The following is a 20,816-nucleotide window of genomic DNA, read 5'->3' as shown; positions in this document are numbered from 1 at the left end:
ATCAGGTTCCAGCCAAAGGCGCAGGCTAGAGAGCTAACTCGACTCTCCTATCATTCCGAATGATAGTTACCTTCGCCCCATTCGATTCGTGCGATACCAACCCGCCGAGCATCATTCGCCAATCTCAATACATTGGCGGATGCATCCATGGAACAGTCACTCAAACATTTGCGCTTCCCGTTGGCCCTGTTGGCCGTAGTGGTGCTCAGCGCATGCGGCAAGGCACCGGAAACGGCCGCCACCCTGCCCGCTGCCAAAGTCAGCGTGGCCAAGGTGCTGGAGCAACCGGTCAACGAATGGGACGAGTTCACCGGGCGCCTTGAAGCACCGGAAACCGTAGAGATCCGTCCACGGGTGTCCGGGCAGATCGATGAAGTGGCTTTCACTGAAGGTGCATTGGTCAAGAAAGGCGACCTGCTGTTCCAGATCGACCCGCGTCCGTTCCAGGCCGAGGTCCGCCGCCTTGAAGCCCTGGTTGCCCAGGCCCGCGCCAATGCCACCCGCAGCGAAAACGAAGCCCAGCGCGGTGAACGCCTGCGCACCAGCAACGCGATTTCCGCCGAGCTGGCCGATTCGCGTACCAGTGCAGCCCAAGAAGCTCGCGCCGCGGTCGGCGCCCTGCAAGCGCAGCTTGATCTGGCAAAGTTGAACCTGAGCTTTACCCGCGTCACCGCACCGATCAGCGGCCGCGTCAGCCGTGCGGAAATCACCGCCGGCAACCTGGTCACCGCCGACACAACCCCGCTGACCAGCGTGGTGTCCACCGACAAGGTCTACGCCTACTTCGATGCCGACGAGCGCGTGTTCCTCAAGTACACCCAGCTCGCCCGCCAGGGCAAACGCGGCGCCACCACCCCGGTGTACATGGGCCTGTCCAACGAAGACGGCAACCCGCACCTGGGCCAGATGAACTTCGTCGACAACCAGGTCAACCCGAAGACCGGCACCATCCGCGGTCGCGCCGTGTTCGACAATAGCGACGGCAGCTACACCCCGGGCCTTTATGCACGCCTGAAACTGGTGGGCAGCGGCACCTACAACGCCATGCTGATCAACGATGAAGCGGTCGGTACCGACCTGGGCAAGAAATTTGTGCTGGTGATGGATGCCGACAACAAGACCGTCTACCGCGCAGTCGAGCTGGGTCCGAAAATCGAAGGCCTGCGTATCGTGCGCAACGGCCTGAACAAAGACGACACCATCATCGTCAAGGGTCTGCAACGGGTACGTCCAGGTTCGCCAGTCACCCCTGAAGTGATCCCGATGGCCAGCGAGCAAACCCTCGCTGCCCTGGCACAACAACGACAAGCGCTGGAAGCCAGCAACCTGCCTCAAGTCGCACCTGCCAAGGTCGCACCGGGCACGGCTGTGAAACTGGCTGCTGCGAACCCACGCGGTTAAGGGATAACGACTCCGATGAATTTTTCCCAATTCTTCATTACACGGCCGATCTTCGCAGCGGTGCTATCGCTGCTGATCCTGATCGCCGGTTCGATCTCGCTGTTCCAGTTGCCGATCAGCGAATACCCGGAGGTGGTGCCGCCGACCGTGGTGGTGCGCGCCAACTTCCCGGGCGCCAACCCCAAAGTCATCGGTGAAACCGTGGCCGCTCCCCTGGAGCAAGCCATTACCGGCGTCGAGAACATGCTGTACATGTCCTCGCAGTCCACCGCCGACGGCAAGATCACCCTGACCATCACCTTCGCACTGGGCACTGACCTGGATAACGCCCAGGTCCAGGTGCAGAACCGCGTGACCCGGACCGAGCCGAAGCTTCCCGAGGAAGTGACGCGCATCGGTATCACCGTGGACAAGGCTTCCCCCGACCTGACCATGGTCGTGCACTTGACCTCACCGGACAAACGCTACGACATGCTGTACCTGTCCAACTACGCGATCCTGAACATCAAGGATGAGCTGGCACGGCTAGGTGGTGTCGGTGATGTACAACTGTTCGGTATGGGCGATTACTCGCTGCGGGTCTGGCTCGATCCGAACAAGACCGCTTCGCGCAACCTGACCGCGACCGATGTGGTCAGTGCGATTCGCGAGCAGAACCGTCAGGTAGCCGCCGGCCAACTGGGCGCGCCTCCGGCACCGAATGCCCAGAGTTTCCAACTGTCGATCAACACCCAAGGCCGTCTGGTTTCCGAGGAAGAGTTCGAGAACATCATCATTCGTGCAGGCGACAACGGCGAAATCACTCGCCTGAAAGACATCGCCCGCGTCGAGCTGGGATCGAGCCAATACGCCCTGCGTTCATTGCTGAACAACCAGCCGGCCGTGGCGATCCCGATTTTCCAGCGCCCGGGTTCCAACGCCATCGAAATCTCGAACGAAGTTCGCGGCAAGATGGAAGAACTGAAGAAGAGCTTCCCGCAAGGCATGGACTACAGCATCGTCTATGACCCGACGATCTTCGTGCGCGGCTCCATCGAAGCGGTGGTTCACACCCTCTTCGAAGCGCTGATCCTCGTGGTGCTGGTGGTGATCCTGTTCCTGCAAACCTGGCGTGCCTCGATCATTCCGTTGGTGGCGGTGCCGGTGTCGCTGATCGGTACGTTTGCCGTGATGCACCTGTTCGGATTTTCGCTCAATGCCCTGTCGCTGTTCGGGCTGGTACTGGCCATTGGTATCGTGGTCGACGATGCGATCGTAGTGGTAGAGAACGTCGAGCGAAACATCGAGCTGGGCCTCGAGCCGATGGACGCCACCAAAAAAGCCATGGGCGAAGTGACAGGTCCCATCATCGCCACAGCGCTGGTGCTCTGCGCGGTGTTTGTCCCGGCGGCCTTCATCTCTGGCCTGACTGGACAGTTCTACAAGCAGTTCGCGCTGACCATCGCCATTTCGACGGTAATTTCGGCCTTCAACTCGCTGACCCTCTCGCCTGCACTGGCCGCGGTATTGCTCAAAGGCCATGACAAGCCAAAAGACCGTTTTTCCAGGGTACTGGACAAGATTTTCGGTGGCTGGTTGTTCCGCCCGTTCAACCGTTTCTTTGAAAAAGCCAGCCATGGTTATGTCGGCACCGTGGCGCGCGTGATCCGCAGCAGCGGTATCGCCCTGCTGTTGTACGCAGGCCTGATGGTCCTGACCTTCTTCGGTTTCTCCAGCACCCCGACCGGTTTTGTACCTGGCCAGGACAAGCAATACCTGGTGGCGTTCGCGCAATTGCCGGATGCGGCGAGCCTGGATCGCACCGAAGACGTGATCAAGCGCATGTCCGACCTGGCCCTGAAACAGCCAGGCGTGGAAAGCGCGGTGGCCTTCCCCGGCCTGTCGATCAACGGTTTCACCAACAGCCCGAACGCCGGCATCGTGTTCGTGACGCTCAAGCCGTTCGACGAGCGTAAAGACCCGAGCATGTCCGCTGGCGCCATTGCCGGCGCCTTGAACGGCCAATACGCCGGGATCCAGGAAGCCTACATGGCGATCTTCCCGCCACCGCCGGTACAGGGCCTGGGCACCATCGGTGGTTTCCGTCTGCAAATCGAAGACCGGGGCAACCTGGGCTACGACGAGCTGTACAAGCAGACCATGAACGTCATTGCCAAGAGCCATAACGTGCCGGAACTGGCCAACCTGTTCACCAGCTACACGGTGAACGTGCCGCAGGTCGATGCCGCCATCGACCGCGAGAAAGCCAAAACCCACGGCGTGGCCGTCAGCGACATCTTCGACACCCTGCAGATCTACCTGGGTTCGCTGTATGCCAACGACTTCAACCGCTTCGGTCGCACTTATCAGGTCAACGTTCAGGCCGAACAGCAGTTCCGCCTCGAATCCGACCAGATCGGCCAGCTCAAAGTGCGTAACAACAAGGGCGAGATGATCCCGCTGGCGACCTTCATCAAGGTCAGCGACACCTCGGGCCCGGACCGCGTGATGCATTACAACGGCTTCATCACCGCTGAAATCAACGGTGCGGCAGCCCCTGGCTACAGCTCCGGCCAGGCCGAAAAAGCCATCGAGAAACTGCTCAAGGAAGAACTGCCCAACGGCATGACCTACGAGTGGACCGACCTGACGTACCAGCAGATCCTGTCCGGCAACACGGCGCTGTTCGTGTTCCCGCTCTGCGTCTTGCTGGCGTTCCTGGTGCTCGCGGCGCAGTACGAAAGCTGGAGCCTGCCACTGGCGGTGATCCTGATTGTCCCTATGACCCTGCTGTCGGCCATCACCGGTGTGATCGCGTCTGGAGGCGATAACAACATCTTTACCCAGATCGGCTTGATCGTACTGGTGGGGCTTGCGTGCAAGAACGCGATTCTCATTGTCGAGTTCGCCAAGGATAAACAGCAAGAAGGCCTGAACCCGCTGGCGGCGGTGCTGGAAGCTTGCCGCTTGCGTCTGCGGCCGATCCTGATGACCTCCTTCGCGTTCATCATGGGTGTGGTGCCCCTGGTGTTCTCCAGCGGTGCCGGTGCCGAAATGCGTCATGCCATGGGTGTGGCGGTGTTCTCCGGCATGCTCGGGGTGACCTTCTTCGGCCTGCTGCTGACGCCGGTGTTCTACGTACTGATTCGTAACTTTGTCGAGCGCGGTGAAGCGCGTAAAGCCGCCAAAGCGCTGAAACTGCAACCGCAGCCGGAGTCGCACTGATGAGTCTGAAAGCCTTTCTGCCGAGCCTGCTGGTACTGGCGCTGAGCGCTTGTGCCGTCGGCCCGGACTACAAGACCCCAGCCACCGAACCTGCCAACATCACCACGGCCACCGATGGCGCGGCCGGCCAGAAGAACTTCGACCGCTCGCGCTTCGAAGGCATCTGGTGGCAACAGTTCGAAGACCCGACCCTCAACCAGTTGGTGACCGAATCGCTCAAGGGCAACCGGGATCTGCGCGTCGCCTTTGCCCGCTGGAAAGCGGCGCGGGCGATCCGTGATGACGTCAGCAATGATGCCATGCCGACCATCACCAGCCGTGCCAGCAGCGACCTTGGCAAAGGGCAGATTCCTGGCCAGACCACCGACCGGGTCAACAGCGAGCGCTACGACCTGGGGCTGGACATGGCGTGGGAGATCGACCTGTTTGGCCGCATCCAGCGCAACCTGGAATCGGCCAACGCCGAACAACAGGCATTTGAGGCCGATCTGTACCAACTGCAAGTGACCATGATTGCCGAATTGGTGGATGCCTACGGTCAGTTGCGCGGCGCACAGCTGCGGGAAAAGATCGCCTTGGCCAACCTGAATAACCAGCAGGAATCGCGCAAGATCACCATCAGCCTGCGTGATGCCGGCGTTGGCGATCAGCTTGATGTGGAACGTGCCGATGCGCGCCTGGCCTCGGTCGAAGCCAGCGTGCCGCAATTGCAGGCCGAGCAGGTTCGGCAGAAAAACCGTATCGCTACGCTGCTAGGCCAGCGCCCGGACAAGTTGACCGTGGACCTGAGCCCGAAAGACCTGCCGGCGATTGCCAAGGCCCTGCCGATCGGTGACCCGGGTGAGCTGCTGCAACGCCGTCCGGATATTCTCAGCGCCGAACGTCAACTGGCGTCGGCCACAGCGCGCATCGGTGTGGCCAAGGCTGATCTGTTCCCGCGTGTCAGCCTCAGCGGCTTCCTCGGCTTCACCGCCGGGCGGGGTTCGCAGATCGGATCCTCGGCGGCCAACGCTTGGGCGCTGGGCCCGAGCATCACCTGGGCGGCCTTCGATCTGGGCAGTGTGCGTGCCCGCCTGCGTGGTGCCGATGCTGACGCCGAAGGCGCCCTGGCGACCTACGAGCAGCAAGTGTTGCTGGCCCTGGAAGAATCGGAAAACGCCTTCAGCGACTACGGTAAACGTCAGCAGCGCCTGATCTCGCTGATTCGTCAGAGTGAATCGAGCCGCTCCGCTGCCAACCTCGCCGAGGTCCGCTACCGCGAAGGTACCGCCGACTTCCTCGTGCTGCTCGATGCCCAGCGTGAACGCCTGGCGGCAGAAGACACCCAGGCCCAGGCCGAAGTGGACCTGTATCGCGGCATCGTCGCGATCTACAAGGCCCTCGGTGGTGGCTGGCAGCCGGAAACGGTGGCCAGCAAGTAAATCTTTTTCAACGAGCTCCTTTGGTTGGCCGCAACCAACCAATTCTTTGCCCCGCGCCCCATTCGGTCGCGGGGCTTTTTTTTGAAAGCAATGTAAATCCCTGTGGGAGCGAGCCTGCTCGCGAAGACGCCGGCACATCCTGCATCGTTGGCGGCTGACCCACTGCTTTCGCGAGCAGGCTCGCTCCCACAGCAATCATTGGCGATCTTGGGTATGACGGGTTTCCTGGACGGTCACCGTCGCGGTTGTGCCGGCACGCAGTTTGTCTTTACCGGCATAGTCCGTATCGATCTTGATCCGCACCGGCACTCGCTGTGCCAGTTTCACCCAGGTGTAACTGGGGTTGATGTTCGCCAGTAAACGCCCACCCGGCAGGTTTTCCCTGTCGGCGATCGCGAAGGCGATGCTTTGCACGGTGCCGCCAAAACGTTCGCCACTCATCAATTCGATGTCGACCCGGTCACCCTCCATGATTCGCGGCAGTTTGGTTTCTTCGAAATAGCCGCTGACGTAAAACGAGTCGCTGTCCACCAGCGCCACCAATGGACCGCCCGCCGTCGCGTAGTCGCCCTGACGGGTCAGCAGATTGGTGACATAGCCACTGACCGGAGATTCGACCCTCGTGCGTTCGAGGTCGTGCTCAGCCTCGGCCAAAGCAGCAATCGCCAGTTGCACGTTGGCCTGGGCAAACCCCAGATTGGCCTGGTTGCGCAGCAAATCGGCCTGGGCCACCGACACCTCGGTGCTGGATTTCTCCCACTCTTCGCCAGAAATCGCCGAGCGTTCCTTGAGGGTGCGCCGGCGTCGCTCTTCGCTTTGACGCTGACGCAGCAGCGCCTGGCTGGCGACAATGGCCGCTTCGGATTGTCCCAGCGAAGCTTTGGCCACCTCCACCGAACGCTTGGCATGGTCCACCGCCAGGGCGTAGCGCGAAGGATCGATTTCCAGCAGCAACTGGCCCTTCTCCACATGCTGGTTGTCGTGCACGCCGAGATTGACGATGCGTCCGGCGACATCGGCAGACAAGGTCACCACATCGGCGCGCACCCGTGCATCCCGGGTCCAGGGGGCACGGGTATAGTGCTCCCAGGCGAACCATCCGAGAACAAAAGCCAGCACCACCACCGCCAGAGTCGTGAGTTGAGCAAGGATCTTTTTCAAGGCATCAGGCTCCCATCACCAGAATCAACGTCGCGCACACGCAGGCGTACAACGCGCCTTCGAACAAGGCTTCATGCCAAACGAATTGCAGCACACCGAGGCGTCGCAGGATCCAGTCCAGCACCAGGAAAATCGGCAGGCCCAGCAGCAGCGCCTGGGCAATCGGCGGCAGGTAGACACCGCCTATTTCAAGATCAATGGGCAAGCGTCGGTACTCCTTGCGAGGGGACAGGTTCAAAGTGACCGCGATGGCGTTCCAGAAAGGACACCACGATCAACAACGCCACGCGCATGCGAAACACCGACCATAAATGTTCATGGACGCTGGAGTGCAGTGCATCCAGCTCATCGCCCAAGGCGTGCAGGCTGGCGAGCACGTGGTCCACTTCAATACCAGGACGACCGGCGATCAGCCGTCCGGTATCCCGAACGGTGTCGAACAACCGGGTTTGGGTTTGCGGGCTGAGCAGCACATTGTTCTGCCCCTGCTGCCGGAGCTGGTTCAGGGCAATGCCCAGGGCCAGGCAGCCGAGACTGACCTCGAACAGATCGCGCGATGGCTTGTCCTCAATGGCGGGCAACAACCCCAGCATCATGGTCAGGCGGTCGACCATGCGACTCTCGAAGGCAAACTGGTTTTCATCGGTGGCCGGGACTTTCTGCAAGGCATAGACCTGCTCGCAGTTCTCCTGATGCAATCGACGAATGCGCAGCACCGGCCTGAAGGGGAAAATCAAGGCATACACACTCAACGCCAGCGCGGCGGCGCACGTGTAAGCACCGGCAAACTCGAACCACTGGATCGCGGTGTTCTGCCCCAGTCCGGTGTTCTGCGGGCCCAATAGCAGAAAGGTCGACAACCCGAGACCGATCCCGGTGCCGGTGGTGGGCGGACTGGACAAGCCCACTGCGACGGCATACAGCAAGGGCGCCAGCAACAAGGCCAACAACTCGAAACTGCTGATCATCGGCACCAGCGAAAACTGCAGCAGCGCCGACACCACCAGTGCCAGCCCCAAGCCCCGGGCATAACTCTGGGCCGCCAGCAGCGGCCGGGGAAACGTCGCCATCAGCGAACAGAGAATCCCCGCCACGATCATCCCGCCCCGAGCGCCGTCCCAACCGGTTTCGATCCAGATCAGGCCCGCCACCATCAGCGCGCAGTAAGCGCGGATCGCGTTCATTGCCGCCAGGGTGTAATCCAGGTGCAACGGGTTAGCCTTGCCGCGAAACATGCTGCTGGCCTTGCGCCCACTCTGGATCGCATCGCTCAGTTCCAGGATGGTTTCAAGTTGCTGCAGCATCCGCGCCTGTTCCCAGCGCAATGACCATGACAGCGAGCGTAATGTGGCCTTCAAAGGCTCGATCAGTTGCTCCGAGCGGTAAGCCAAAGCATCGAAGCGTTGCTGCAAGGCGGCAAACCAGCGCCGCTGCTCATCAGGCAAGGCGCGTCCCAGGCGGGCCAGTTCATCGAGAAAGGCCAACTCTTCGCTGAGCAATTGCTGTATTTCAGCCGGGATCTCGCCTTCCCAGCGTTCAAGCAACAACTCGCGCTGGTGACGCAAGGCGGTGAGCCGTGCCGTCAGCAACAACAGTTGATTGCCCAGCAACTGCACCAGGTCGTCGGCGCTGCGCAACCGCGGGGCGTCGTAATACAAATGCCGGCGCACCCCTTCCAGCGCGCTGATCTGCCCGAGCAACTGCATTTGCCGACGGTGGAAGTCGGCCTCGCTTTCCTCGGTACGAATGACCGCGCCGGCATGGGTCGCCAGCAGCTTGATCACCTGATCGATCCTGGCGAAGTAATCCTTGGCCACGGCTTCCGGGCGCGCGGTCAGCAAACTGACGACACACACGCAGGCCACCGCCAGCAGCGTTTCGGTCACCCGAGTCACGGCCAGCAGGAAGGTGCCGTCCGGATCGGGCACCGCCAGCAGCCCTACCACCACCGCCGTGTAGCCGCTGAGCACAAAGGCCTGGGAACTGGTGTAGCGCAACAAGGTGCCACCGGCCGTACACAGCGCCAACCATAGCGACAACGTAATAAGGAAAGGCACCGGAGCCTGGGGGAATATCGCCATGATCACCACGGCCACGATCGCGCCCAGCGTGGTACCGATGACCTGACCGAAACTGCGGGCCAGGGTCATGCCGGCCAGGGGCTGGCTGACAATAACCACGGCCATGATTGACCATTTGGGCTGTTCAAGGTCGAAGATGAACGCCAGGTACAACGTCAACAACCCGGCCGTGATGGTTCTCAAGGCGAACAGCAATACCCCGGGGCCTGGGTGCAGGATTGCCTTGAAGTACTGAAGCAACGGTTGCATGGGAAGGCTCGTGAACGGCTATCCAGCAAGCGTAGTCACTACCTGGATGCCTCGACAGGTTTTGGCGATGACGAAATCGGCGACCAAAACGCAGTCAATCACCGACAGGTTCACACCTCGTCAGATCAGGGGCAGCGGTGTCAACGTTTGACTCACAGCCCCGCCTGACCGAAGCTGCTCACTTTGCAAAAGCTTGCCAGCTCCCGGATTCCTGCATGCCCCAGTCCCGCCGCTACCTGCTCATCAGCCTCTGCGCCCTGCTCATCGTCGGCCTTGCGTGGTTTTCCCTGCGCAGTACAACCCCTGTGGTGCCTGAGGCGATCAAGCGCGGCTACAGCGAAGCACTGGCCCAGGCCCGCGCCGGCCAACCCGGCGCTGCGCGGGTGCTTTACCAGCAGTTGGCCCGCCCGGACCTTTCGCCCAAACGGCGCGTCTGGCTGCATGCCGAATTGCCCAACTACCCCAGCTCCGTGGCCTTGAAGCTGGCGGATGCGGACCTGCAACACGAAGCGCCGGAGGTTCGCATTGCAGCGATCAAGAGCATCAGCGGCCTGGTGCCCAGCGGCCAGCGCAGCCTGTTGCTCGGGCCGTTGCTCGATGACAGCGAGCAACGCGTGCGGCTGGCTGCCGTCAATGCACTGCTGGGGTTGTCGCCGGATGACCTTGGCTTGTACTTCGGGCCGCTGGAACAGGCCATCGATGCCTGGCAGCAGGTGCTCAAAAACACCCCGGAAAGCGCCGACACCCACTACCAGCTGGCTCGCCTGTATTTGCACAATGCCGAATTGAAAGAGGCGCAACAGGAACTCGACCATACCTTGCGCCTCGCCCCCGACAACCTGCCGGCGCTGGTGATGCAGATCGAAGTACTCGATAGGCAGGGCCAAAGTGACGCGGCCCGCCAACTATTGGCCAAACAGCTGAAGGCGCAGCCGGAATCGGCCTACCTGCAGCACGCCCTGGGCCTGTGGTTGCTGCATCACGGTCAAAGCGAATTCGCCCTGCTCGGCCTGTCCAAGGCCGTCGAGCTTGAACCGGACAACAAGGAATACCGCTATGACCTGGCGACCACGCTGCACGGTGAGCAGGAGCTGGAGGCCGCGCAAAAGCAGTTGCAGGAAATCGTCCAGCGCCACCCCAATGATCGCAAGGCCCGAGTGTTGTTGATCAATTACTGGAAGGAAAGCGGACAGTTGCAGAACGTGCAGATCCTGCTGGCACAGCTTGAACAGCAAAATCCAGACGATCCGGCCCTCCAGCAGGGGCTTTAAAACCAAAGGCCACAGACTTCTGTGGCGAGGGAATCCCCTCGCCACAAAAAAACTGTGACCGTTGGCTTTTCACATCTGCACACAAAAGGTTGAACGCTCGTCACGACCCAAGGTCAAGTGAACAGGCAGCACGTTCAGGTACCTGACGCCTGCTGCCGCGCTTCCCCTAGTCATGAGAGGGCATTCTTTGTCTACAGCCAACGAATTGATCAGCGTAAAAGCCGCCACCGGGATCGAAGGTCTGGATGACATTCTCGATGGTGGACTGTCCCGCGGCCACGTGTTCCTGCTGGAGGGTGAACCCGGAACCGGTAAAACTACCGTCGCCCTGCACTTTCTGTTGGCCGGAGCGCGAGCCGGCGAGCGCTCGCTCTATATCACCCTGTCCGAAACCGAGCGCGAATTGCGTCAGGGCGCCCGTTCCCATGGTTGGGAACTGGACCATAATGTGTCCATTTTCGAACTGACACCGCCGGAAAGCCTGCTCAATGGCGAACATCAGCAGACGTTGCTGTACTCCTCCGACCTTGAGTTGGGCGAAGCCACCAAGCAGATCTTCGAAGTGGTTGAACGGGTCAAACCCACCCGTGTAGTCCTCGACAGCCTGTCCGAAATTCGCTTGCTGGCGCAGAGCTCCCTGCGCTATCGCCGGCAGATCCTCGCGATCAAGCACTACTTTGTGCGCTACGACGCCACCGTCCTGCTGCTGGACGACCTGACCACCGAATCCCTCGACAAAACCGTGCACAGCGTGGCCCATGGGGTGATTCGCCTGGAAGAGCTGACCCCCAATTACGGCGCCGAACGCCGACGCATCCGGGTGGTGAAGTACCGGGGCCAGAAGTACCGGGGCGGTTTTCATGATTTCACCATCATGGGCGATGGCGTGCATGTGTTCCCGCGGCTGGTAGCGGCCGAACACCGCGGCACCTACCTGCGCCAGCAATTGACCAGCGGCATCCGGGAAATGGACGCCTTGCTCGGCGGCGGCATCGAGACCGGGTCCAGCACCCTGATCCTCGGCCCGGCCGGTACCGGCAAATCCCTGATTTCGATGATCTTCGCCGCCGCTGCCGTGGCCCGGGGCGAAAAAGCCGCGCTGTTCATTTTCGATGAAGAACTGGGTTTGCTGTTCGAGCGCATGAAGCAATTGGGCATCGACCTGCAGGCGCTGCAAGACACCGGCAATCTGCTGATCGAACAAGTGGATGCCGCCGAACTGTCCCCTGGCGAGTTTTCCCATCGGGTGCGTCGTTGCGTCGACGAGCGCGACATCAAAACCGTGGTGATCGACAGCATCAATGGCTATCAGGCCGCGATGCCGGAAGAAAACGCCCTGGTGCTGCACATGCACGAGTTGTTGCTGTACCTCAACCGCAAAGGCGCGGCGACGTTCATGACCGTTGCCCAACACGGCCTGGTCGGCGACATGCAGGCCCCGGTGGACATCACCTACCTGGCCGACACGGTCATCTTGCTGCGTTACTTCGAAGCGCTGGGCAAGGTGCGCCGGGCCATCTCAATCATCAAGAAGCGTACCGGCAGCCATGAATCGACCATCCGTGAATACCGGATCAGCGCCAAGGGCATGACCATCGGTGAACCGCTGGAAGCTTTCCAGGGCGTACTGCGCGGGGTGCCGACTTACCATGGCGCAAGCATGCCCTTGCTCGGGGATGAACAGCCGTGATGCTCCAGGAAGCGACGTCCGAGCGCGCGATCATTCTCGCGCCCTTGGGTCGCGACGGCCAGATTGCGCTGATGATGCTCAATGAAGCGGGCTTCGACGGTGTCATCAGCCGGGACCTGCGCGGGCTCTGCAGCGAACTGGAGCAAGGTGCGGGCCTGCTGCTGGTGTCCTCCGAAGCCTTGCTGGGCCAGGATCTTGAGCCGCTGCTCAGGCTGATTGAACAGCAGCCTGCCTGGTCCGATCTGCCGATCGTCTTGCTGACTCACCATGGTGGCCCGGAACAGAACCCGGCCTCGCGTTTCGGCCCGCAACTGGGCAACGTCACGTTCCTTGAACGCCCTTTTCATCCGGTCACCTTGATCAGCCTGGTGACCACCGCCTTGCGTGGTCGCCGACGACAGTACGAAGCCAGGGATCGGCTGGTCGATTTGAGCCAAAGCGAATTGCGACTGCAAAACACCCTGGAAACCCTGGAGCAGCAGGTCGAAGAGCGCACCGCACAGTTGCGTCATAACGAAGAAGTACTGCGCCAATCGCAGAAAATGGAAGCGGTCGGGCAACTCACCGGCGGTATCGCCCACGACTTCAACAACATGCTGACCGGCATCATCGGCAGCCTGGAGTTACTGCGCCGGCGTCTGGCCCGGGGACGCATCGAGGATCTGGACAGCCTGATCGACCTCGGCGTGACCTCCGCCAACCGTGCGGCGGGCCTGACTCATCGCCTGCTGGCGTTTTCACGCCGGCAGTCGCTGGATTCCAAACCCGTGCAGATGAATAACCTGGTGGTGTCCATGGGCGAGTTGTTGCAACGCAGCGTCAACGAAAGCATTCGCCTGGACATGCAGCTGAGCGAACAACTGTGGGTGGCCGAGGCTGACCCGAATCAACTGGAAAGCGCCCTGCTCAATCTGGTGATCAACGCCCGGGACGCCATGCCCGATGGCGGCAACCTGGTGGTGGAGACTTCGAACCGGCATTTGGACGTGCAATTCACCCAACCTCACAGCAATCTCGATCCCGGTGATTACGTGGTACTCAGTGTGACCGATACTGGCTGTGGCATGCCTCAAAGCACCATCAACCGCGCCTTTGACCCCTTCTTCACCACCAAACCCATCGGTCAGGGCACAGGGCTGGGGTTATCGATGATCTACGGTTTCAGCAAACAGTCGCGCGGACACGTGGCCATTCAAAGTGAAGTGGGCAAAGGCACCACGGTGAGCCTGTACCTGCCGCGTTTCGGGGGAGAAGTGCCGCGCGACCTTCCGGTTGAAAGCCCGCACCCGCTGTCCGCCAGCAACGGTGAAACGGTGCTGATCGTCGAGGACGATCCTGCGGTGCGGGTGTTGGTCAGCACGGTGTTGAGCGAACTGGGCTATGCCTTTGTCGAGGCCGACGATGCGGACAGCGCGATGCCGATCCTTGATTCCGGGCAACGTATCGACCTGATGATCAGCGACGTCGGGCTGCCTGGAATGAATGGCCGGCAACTGGCGGAAATCGGCCGGCAATACCGGCCTGAACTCAAGGTGTTGTTTATCACCGGTTACGCCGAACACGCGGCCGTACGCGGTGGTTTCCTCGATTCAGGCATGCAGATGATCACCAAGCCGTTCACCTTTGACCTGTTGACGGCGAAGGTGCGGGAGATGATAAGAATCTGATGCCCTGCCGGAAAATGTGGTCAATTGTGGGAGCGTGTCTGCTCGCTCCCACAAGGTTCATTACCAGGCTCACGGTCGTCAGGACAACATGTCCTGCATGATTTCCTGCAGCACATCCAGGTCGAATGGCTTGGCCAGGATGGGTGCTGTACGGGTGATCGGGCTGTCGGTTTCGCGGATTTCCTGCGGGTAGCCGCTGATGAAGATCACCTTGAGTTCCGGTCGCAGCTTCACAGCGGGTTCGGCGATCTGTACGCCGGAAATACCGCCCGGCAGCCGGAAGTCCGTGATCATCATGTCCAGGTGCGGCTTGCTGGCGAGGATTTCAAAGGCCTGTTCGCCGTTTTCCGCCTGCAATACCCGGTAACCCTCCCCCGACAGATAGGCCGACAGTACCATCAGAATCGAGGGGTCGTCTTCGACGATCAGTACGACATCTTGTGCATCTTCACTCATGGGAAGCCTTTGTTCGGTCAATAGCTGCTGATACGACCGTGGGGTCGATCAGAGGTTGCGTTTATCGGGCTGTTTTCCTACAGCGGCAGACAAACGCGAAACAGGGCGCCTTCGCCAATCCGGCTTTCGACGGTAATGGTACCGCCATGGGCGGTGACAATCTGTTCGGAAATAAACAATCCCAGGCCCAGTCCGGCGACGGCATGCTTGGCCGACACCCGCTCGAACTGCTGGAAAATCCGTTGCTGGTTTTCTTCACTGATGCCGATCCCGAAATCACGGACCTCTACCCGGGCCTCACCGTTGTCACTGTACACCTTCACGGTAATCGGGCTCTTGGCACCGTAACGCAAGGCGTTGGTCAGCAGGTTGGAAATCACCTGTTCAATGCGGAACTCATCCCACTTGCCGATCACCGGTTGCTCGGCCTCAAGCGTCACGGAAGCCTCAGCGGCCTCGATCTGCTGGGAAAAATTCTGCAACAAACTGCGAACCAACACCGACAGATCAAAGCAGGTCGGCCGGATCGACAGCTTGCCGGTGCGAATGCGCGACACATCGAGCATGTCTTCGATCAAGCGGATCAGGCTTTTGATCTGCCGTTCGTCGCGGTCGACCATGGCGTGCATTTTATCGAGGGTAAACGCGGCGGCGTTGTCCCGGGCCAGATGCATCTTGCGCAACTGGGTTTCCAGAATCAGGCCATTGAGCGGCGTGCGCACTTCGTGGGCGACGATGGACATGAAGTCATCGCGCATGCGCACTGCCTGTTCCAGTTCCCGTTGCGTGCTTTGCAACTGCGCCAGCAAAGCCTCTTGTTCGCGGCGACTCTGTTCCAGCGCTTCGACCTGCTGTTTCATAGCCTTGCTCTGGCGAAACAACTCGACAAACACATTAACCTTGCTCTTGACCGCATGGATATCCAGCGGCTTGTGCAGGAAGTCCACGGCACCGCTTTCATAGCCCTTGAACGCGTAGTTCAGCTCACGACCGGCGGCGCTGACGAACACGATCGGAATGTTTTTGGTCTTTTCCGTGCCGCGCATCAACTCGGCCAGTTCAAAGCCGTTCATGCCCGGCATCTGCACATCGAGAATGGCCATGGCGAATTCGTGTTGCAGCAGCAACGACAGGGCCTCGTCGGCTGACTGTGCTTTGAAAATGATACGATCTTCGCGCCTGATCAGCGCTTCAAGTGCCAACAGATTCTCCGGCAGATCGTCGACGATCAGCAGTTTGGCCTGGATATGACTTAGCATGCGATTCGTTCCAGCTCGACAAGCAGACGGCCGATGCCGCGGACAGAGAGAATATGGTCGGGCTGATGAATGTCCAGCGCGGCCTGGGGCATGGTTGCGACCTGGGCCTCGTCCGGGTCCTGCACGATTGTCAGGCCACCATGGCGCTTGACCTGCGCCATGCCGTGGGCGCCATCGCGATTGGCACCGGTCAGCAACACAGCGGCCAGGGCCGGGCCGTAAACGTCGGCAGCCGATTCGAACAGATAATCGATGGCGGGCCGCGAATAATGCACGCGGTCCTCCAGGCTCAAGGAGAAACTGCGGTCCCGCTCCACCGACAAGTGATAACCGGGCGCTGCGAAATACAGTGTTCCGGCTACGATCGGTGTCTTGTCTCCGGCTTCCCTGACCGGCAGCGCAACCCGCCGGGCGAAGACTTGCGCCAATTGGCTGCGGGGCTCGTTCGGCAGATGCAGGACCACGATGATGGGCAGCGCGAAACCTTCCCGCAGCGGCCCGAGAATGCTCAGCAGCGCCTCAACGCCACCGGCCGAGGCGCCGATCACGATCGCTTCTATGGAAGGTAAACCTGTTTCGCCATTCATGATTTTCGGTAGATCCGTTCTTGTTTCACCAGCGGCTCGAACTGATTGCCGAAGGCCGAAAAATCGGGGGTTTCCTTGCTGCCCAGCACGAGGAAGCCCCGGTGGCACAGGGACTCGTGAAACAGTCCGAACGCACGATCCTGTAGATTTTTATTAAAATAAATCAATACGTTACGGCATGAAATTAATTGAGTTTCTGAAAACACACTGTCGGTTGCCAGGCTGTGATCGGCGAAGGTCACGTTCTCACACAACGACTTGTCGAAAATCGCATAACCATAGGCCGCCGTGTAGTAGTCGGCGAACGATCGCTGGCCTCCTGCCTGTTGGTAATTAGCAGTGTAGGCGCGGACATTCTCCATCGAGAAAATCCCTTGCTTGGCTTTTTCCAGCGAGCGCGGATTGATGTCGGTCGCGTAGATGATAGTGCGATCGAGCAGGCCTTCTTCGCGCAGCAGGATGGCCATCGAATAGACCTCTTCGCCAGTGCTGCAACCGGCGATCCAGACTTTGATCGATGGATAGGTCTTGAGCAGTGGTACCACCTCTCGGCGAATCGCCAGGAAGTGCGAAGGATCGCGGAACATTTCGCTGACCGGAATCGTCAGCAACTGCAGCAACTGCATGAAGGCGGCGGGATCGTGCAGGACCTTTTCCTGCAAGGCCGAAATGGTATTGCACTCGAACTGGCTCAGCGCGTGGGTCACCCGGCGCTTGATTGACGCGCCAGAGTAATCGCGAAAATCGTAGCTGTACTTGAGGTAGATCGCCTCGATCAGCAGCCGCAATTCGATCTCGCTATTTCGCTCCACTGAAAAATTGCCCTCCACTAGATACGTTCCATTTTCGGTAACCACACACGAATCAGCGAAAACAACCGATCCAGGTCGATGGGCTTGGCCAGGTAGTCGTTGGCACCCGCTTGCAGGCAACGCTCCTGATCGTCCTTCATGGCCTTTGCCGTCACCGCAATGATCGGCAGCTTGCGCCAGCGCGGGTCCTTGCGGATCTCGATAGTGGCTTCGAAACCATCCATCTCCGGCATCATCACGTCCATCAACACCAGGTCGATGTCTTCGACTTCATTCAATCGCGCAATCGCTTCACGTCCGTTTCGGCCGATGATCACCACGGCCCCCTTTTGCTCCAGCGCGCTGGTGAGGGCGAAGATGTTGCGCACATCGTCGTCCACCAGCAGCACTTTGCGACCTTCGAAGACCTTGTCGCGACTGCGCGCGGTCTTGAGCATGGTCTGGCGTTCATGGGACAGCCGGGACTCGACTTTGTGCAGAAAGAGTGTCACCTCATCGAGCAAGCGCTCAGGCGAGCGCGCGCCCTTGATAATGATCGAGCGTGAGTACTTGCGCAGTTCAGCCTCTTCGTCCCGAGTCAGATTGCGCCCGGTGTAAACGATGACTGGCGGAAACGAGCAGATGTCCTCGGTGGACATCCGTTTGAGCAGGTCGCCGCCGAGCATGTCCGGCAACTTGAGGTCGATGATCATGCAATCGAAGATCGTCGTGCGCAGCAGGTCCAGCGCCTCCTGAGCGTAACCGACAGCGGTGATTTCAATGTCATCGTCGCCGATCAGGCGCGAAATGCTGTCGCGCTGCAAATCATCGTCTTCCACCAGCAGCACGCGCTTGACCTTTTGGGTCAGTTTCGCTTCCAGGCGCGCAAACACGTCCTTGAGCTCTTCACGGGTGGTCGGCTTGACCGCATAACCAACGGCGCCCATGTGCATCGCCGCCTCCACCCGGTCTTCGACCGAAATCACATGCACCGGAATGTGCCGGGTTTCAGCGTGTTCCTTCAGGCGTTGCAGCACGGTCAGGCCGGAATGGTCCGGCAGGCGCATGTCCAGCAGGATCGCATCGGGAACAAACTCCCGGGCCAGGTCGTAGCCTTCGTCCGCGCCGTGGGCCACCAGGCACTGATAACCCAGTTCATGGGCAAGGTCGTAGAGGATGTGCGCAAAATTCGACTCGTCTTCCACCACCAGGATGCAGCGGGTACTGAACGGAGCCTTGCCGCGGTCATCGTTGAAACGCGGGATATCGACTTCGGCGATCAAGGGCTTGAGCGCTGTCGGCGCCGGGCCAGGCACGTGTGCCAGCGGCCTGGCTTGCATCGGTTCAAGGGGCTCTTCCCCCGGCTCAACGTATTGTTGGGGCAAAATCAGGGTAAAGGTGCTGCCCTGCCCCGGTAGGCTGGACACACTGATGGAACCGCCCAGCAATGTTGCCAGGTCGCGGGAAATCGACAGGCCCAGACCGGTGCCGCCGTAACGACGGTTGGTGGTGCCGTCGGCCTGGCGGAAGGCTTCGAAAATGCTGTCCTGCTGATCCTCGGCGATGCCGATCCCGGTATCGCGAATGATGAACGCAACACCGTCGTTCGGTGCCGAGGCAACACTCAAGCTGACGCCGCCCTTGTCGGTGAACTTCACCGCATTGGACAGCAAGTTCTTGATCACCTGCTCCAGACGCTGGCGGTCAGTGAACATCATGGCCGGTGCCTCGTCCTGCAAATCGACGCTGAACTGTAGCTGTTTGTCCGCCGCCAGTGGTTCGAACAATCCGCGCAGGCCATCCACCAGACGTGCCACGCTGGTGTTCTCCGGACGGATCTCCAGCTTGCCGGCTTCGACTTTGGAAATATCGAGGATGTCGTTGATCAGGTTGAGCAAGTCATTGCCTGCGGAGTAGATCGACTCGGCAAACTTGACCTGTTCGGCGCTGAGGTTTTCCTGGGGGTTTTCCGCCAGCAACTTGGCGAGGATCAGCGAACTGTTCAGCGGCGTGCGCAGTTCGTGGGACATGTTGGCGAGAAATTCCGACTTGTATTTGCTCGAACGCTGCAACTCCTCGGCGCGCTCTTCGAGCTGGGCCTGGGCCTGATTCAGTTCGGTATTCTTCAGGTCCATGGCGTCGCGTTGTTCGGCCAGCACTTCGGCCTGTTCGGCCAATTGTTCGTTGGTCTGCTCCAGCTCGACCTGCTGGGTTTCCAAGTGCGCCTGGGACTCCTTGAGAATCCGCGACTGCTCTTCGAGCTCTTCGTTGGCGGTCTTGAGCTCCTCCTGCTGAACTTGCAGCTCTTCATTGAGTTGCTGGGTTTCAGCCAGCACCTCCTGCAAGCGCTGGCGATAGCGCGCGGCTTCAATGGAGGTGCCGATGTTGCCGGCAATCAGCTCGAGCAACTCGATGTCACGCTCGTCCAGCAGGCGCAGAAAGCCCAGCTCGATGACGCCGTTGACCCGATCATCGTCGCTGGTCGGTACTACCAGCACGCTGCGCGGCAGGCCTTCGCCGAGCCCGGAACAGACCTTGAAGTAATCGCCCGGCACGTCGTCCAGGCGAATCAGCCGTGCCTGCTGCGCCGCCTGGCCGACAATGCCTTCATCACCGTAAATCTGTTGATCCCGTTCCTCCTGTTCGCGGGACAGGCCATAAGACGCCACGCGCGTGAGACCGCCATGATCCTCACGCACGTAGATGGCCGCTACCGCTGTGCCCAGGTACTGCGCACAAAACTGCAGAATGTTGCGTCCCAGCAAATTCAGAGACAGTTGCCCCAATACTTGTTCGGCCAGTTCGGTCTGACCATTGCGCAACCAGGCCTGACGCTCCAGGCGCTCGGCGCTGGCCTTTTGCTTGGCAAGGTTGGCGCCGTACTGTTCTGAAAGATTCACCAGATCGCGACGGCCGATATAAGCCAACAACCCGCTGATGCCGGCGATGAACAACAGATAGAGGGCGATGCTCCAGATCGTGGTGCGGCGTACTTCTTCGTTACGCGTGGCGCGCAGCTGTTGCTCCATGTCGATGACATCTTCGAACTGCTTGCGCACCTCGTCGGTCAAGCGTTTGCCTTTTCCGGCCCGCACCGCACTGCGGTAGTCGCCACTGGCGCGCTGCAAATCAATCATGGTCTGCGCGTAATTGGCCCACTCCTCTTGCAACGACTGCAAGCGGTGCAAACGATCGGTCTGAACTGGATTGTCGGCGGTCAGTTCCAGCAAGGTATTGAGCACGACCTCGATTCGCGGCTTGGCGGTTTCATAGGGTTCGAGAAACTTCTCGTCACCACTGAGCAGGAAACCGCGCATGCCGGTTTCCCGATCGACCGTCAGCTTGACCGCTTCATTGGCGTTATTGATCACCCGGTCTGTGTGCTCGACCCACTGGATCGTCGACAGCAGGTATGTGATCAGCGACACGAAAAAAACCGCACTGATGGCGCCGACGCCCAGTGGCAGGCTGATGTTGCGGCTCAGGAGTTTACGAAATCGTTGCTCATCAACCGAAGACACGGAGGTCATAGTCAAGCCTTGTTGAACAGGTGAAAAACAAGGAGTTTGCCCCAAAAC

14 protein-coding genes are annotated in these 20,816 nt (G+C 60.1%); 6 read left to right on the top strand and 8 right to left on the bottom strand.

What is annotated here, in order from left to right; all coding sequences use genetic code 11:
- Positions 1-147 precede the first annotated feature (147 nt).
- Genes mexE through AC07ZE_RS14540 form a run of 3 tightly spaced genes read left to right on the top strand, consistent with a single transcriptional unit; the run spans position 148 to position 6,026 of the window.
- Positions 148-1,401, top strand: coding sequence for a multidrug efflux RND transporter periplasmic adaptor subunit MexE (gene mexE / locus AC07ZE_RS14550; RefSeq protein WP_207265415.1), 1,254 nt, complete (start codon positions 148-150; stop codon positions 1,399-1,401).
- 15 nt (positions 1,402-1,416) lie between these two features.
- On the top strand, positions 1,417-4,605 hold the full coding sequence (locus AC07ZE_RS14545; protein WP_095194220.1) for an efflux RND transporter permease subunit: 3,189 nt from the start codon (positions 1,417-1,419) through the stop codon (positions 4,603-4,605).
- Positions 4,605-6,026 carry an efflux transporter outer membrane subunit gene (locus AC07ZE_RS14540; protein WP_207265414.1) on the top strand — a complete coding sequence of 474 codons (1,422 nt, stop codon included), beginning with the start codon at positions 4,605-4,607 and terminating at the stop codon, positions 6,024-6,026. The genes AC07ZE_RS14545 and AC07ZE_RS14540 overlap by 1 nt, the downstream gene beginning before the upstream one ends.
- A 195-nt stretch (positions 6,027-6,221) precedes the next feature.
- Here the strand turns inward: AC07ZE_RS14540 and AC07ZE_RS14535 are convergent, their stop codons facing one another.
- The 3 genes from AC07ZE_RS14535 to AC07ZE_RS14525 are packed head-to-tail and all read right to left on the bottom strand — an operon-like array spanning position 6,222 to position 9,517.
- The gene (locus tag AC07ZE_RS14535; RefSeq protein WP_207265413.1) at positions 6,222-7,187 is read right to left on the bottom strand and encodes an HlyD family secretion protein; all 966 of its coding nucleotides are present in this window, start codon (positions 7,185-7,187) and stop codon (positions 6,222-6,224) included.
- A gap of 4 nt (positions 7,188-7,191) precedes the next feature.
- The gene (locus AC07ZE_RS14530) at positions 7,192-7,392 is read right to left on the bottom strand and encodes a DUF1656 domain-containing protein (RefSeq protein WP_137806150.1); all 201 of its coding nucleotides are present in this window, start codon (positions 7,390-7,392) and stop codon (positions 7,192-7,194) included.
- Positions 7,382-9,517, bottom strand: coding sequence for an FUSC family protein (locus tag AC07ZE_RS14525; protein WP_207265412.1), 2,136 nt, complete (start codon positions 9,515-9,517; stop codon positions 7,382-7,384). The genes AC07ZE_RS14530 and AC07ZE_RS14525 overlap by 11 nt, the downstream gene beginning before the upstream one ends.
- Positions 9,518-9,732: 215 nt before the next feature.
- Between AC07ZE_RS14525 and AC07ZE_RS14520 the strand changes: the two genes are divergently transcribed.
- From AC07ZE_RS14520 to AC07ZE_RS14510, 3 genes are all read left to right on the top strand, one after another.
- Positions 9,733-10,788 (top strand): tetratricopeptide repeat protein, encoded by a 1,056-nt coding sequence (locus AC07ZE_RS14520; protein ID WP_207265411.1) that lies wholly within the window; start codon positions 9,733-9,735, stop codon positions 10,786-10,788.
- Positions 10,789-10,975: 187 nt separating this feature from the next.
- Entirely contained in the window at positions 10,976-12,478 is a 1,503-nt protein-coding gene (locus AC07ZE_RS14515) for an ATPase domain-containing protein (protein ID WP_207265410.1), read from the top strand.
- Positions 12,478-14,145 (top strand): response regulator, encoded by a 1,668-nt coding sequence (locus AC07ZE_RS14510; protein ID WP_219739563.1) that lies wholly within the window; start codon positions 12,478-12,480, stop codon positions 14,143-14,145. Before AC07ZE_RS14515 ends, AC07ZE_RS14510 begins: the two co-directional genes overlap by 1 nt.
- A gap of 78 nt (positions 14,146-14,223) precedes the next feature.
- Here the strand turns inward: AC07ZE_RS14510 and AC07ZE_RS14505 are convergent, their stop codons facing one another.
- The 5 genes from AC07ZE_RS14505 to AC07ZE_RS14485 all read right to left on the bottom strand — a co-directional run bounded on the left by AC07ZE_RS14505 (position 14,224) and on the right by AC07ZE_RS14485 (position 20,768).
- The gene (locus AC07ZE_RS14505; RefSeq protein WP_095194212.1) at positions 14,224-14,601 is read right to left on the bottom strand and encodes a response regulator; all 378 of its coding nucleotides are present in this window, start codon (positions 14,599-14,601) and stop codon (positions 14,224-14,226) included.
- Positions 14,602-14,678: 77 nt separating this feature from the next.
- Positions 14,679-15,860 carry a hybrid sensor histidine kinase/response regulator gene (locus tag AC07ZE_RS14500; protein WP_207265408.1) on the bottom strand — a complete coding sequence of 394 codons (1,182 nt, stop codon included), beginning with the start codon at positions 15,858-15,860 and terminating at the stop codon, positions 14,679-14,681.
- Complete coding sequence (locus AC07ZE_RS14495) at positions 15,854-16,447, bottom strand: chemotaxis protein CheB (protein WP_207265407.1); 594 nt, start codon at positions 16,445-16,447, stop codon at positions 15,854-15,856. Before AC07ZE_RS14495 ends, AC07ZE_RS14500 begins: the two co-directional genes overlap by 7 nt.
- Positions 16,444-17,277, bottom strand: a complete 834-nt coding sequence (locus AC07ZE_RS14490) for a CheR family methyltransferase (RefSeq protein ID WP_207265406.1) — start codon at positions 17,275-17,277, stop codon at positions 16,444-16,446. Before AC07ZE_RS14490 ends, AC07ZE_RS14495 begins: the two co-directional genes overlap by 4 nt.
- The gene (locus AC07ZE_RS14485; protein ID WP_207265405.1) at positions 17,277-20,768 is read right to left on the bottom strand and encodes a response regulator; all 3,492 of its coding nucleotides are present in this window, start codon (positions 20,766-20,768) and stop codon (positions 17,277-17,279) included. Before AC07ZE_RS14485 ends, AC07ZE_RS14490 begins: the two co-directional genes overlap by 1 nt.
- Positions 20,769-20,816 lie beyond the last annotated feature (48 nt).

Source organism: Pseudomonas sp. GW101-3H06, from assembly GCF_059424605.1.
Note: the sequence above shows the minus strand (reverse complement) of the source record. Positions and strands in the feature narration are given on the sequence as shown.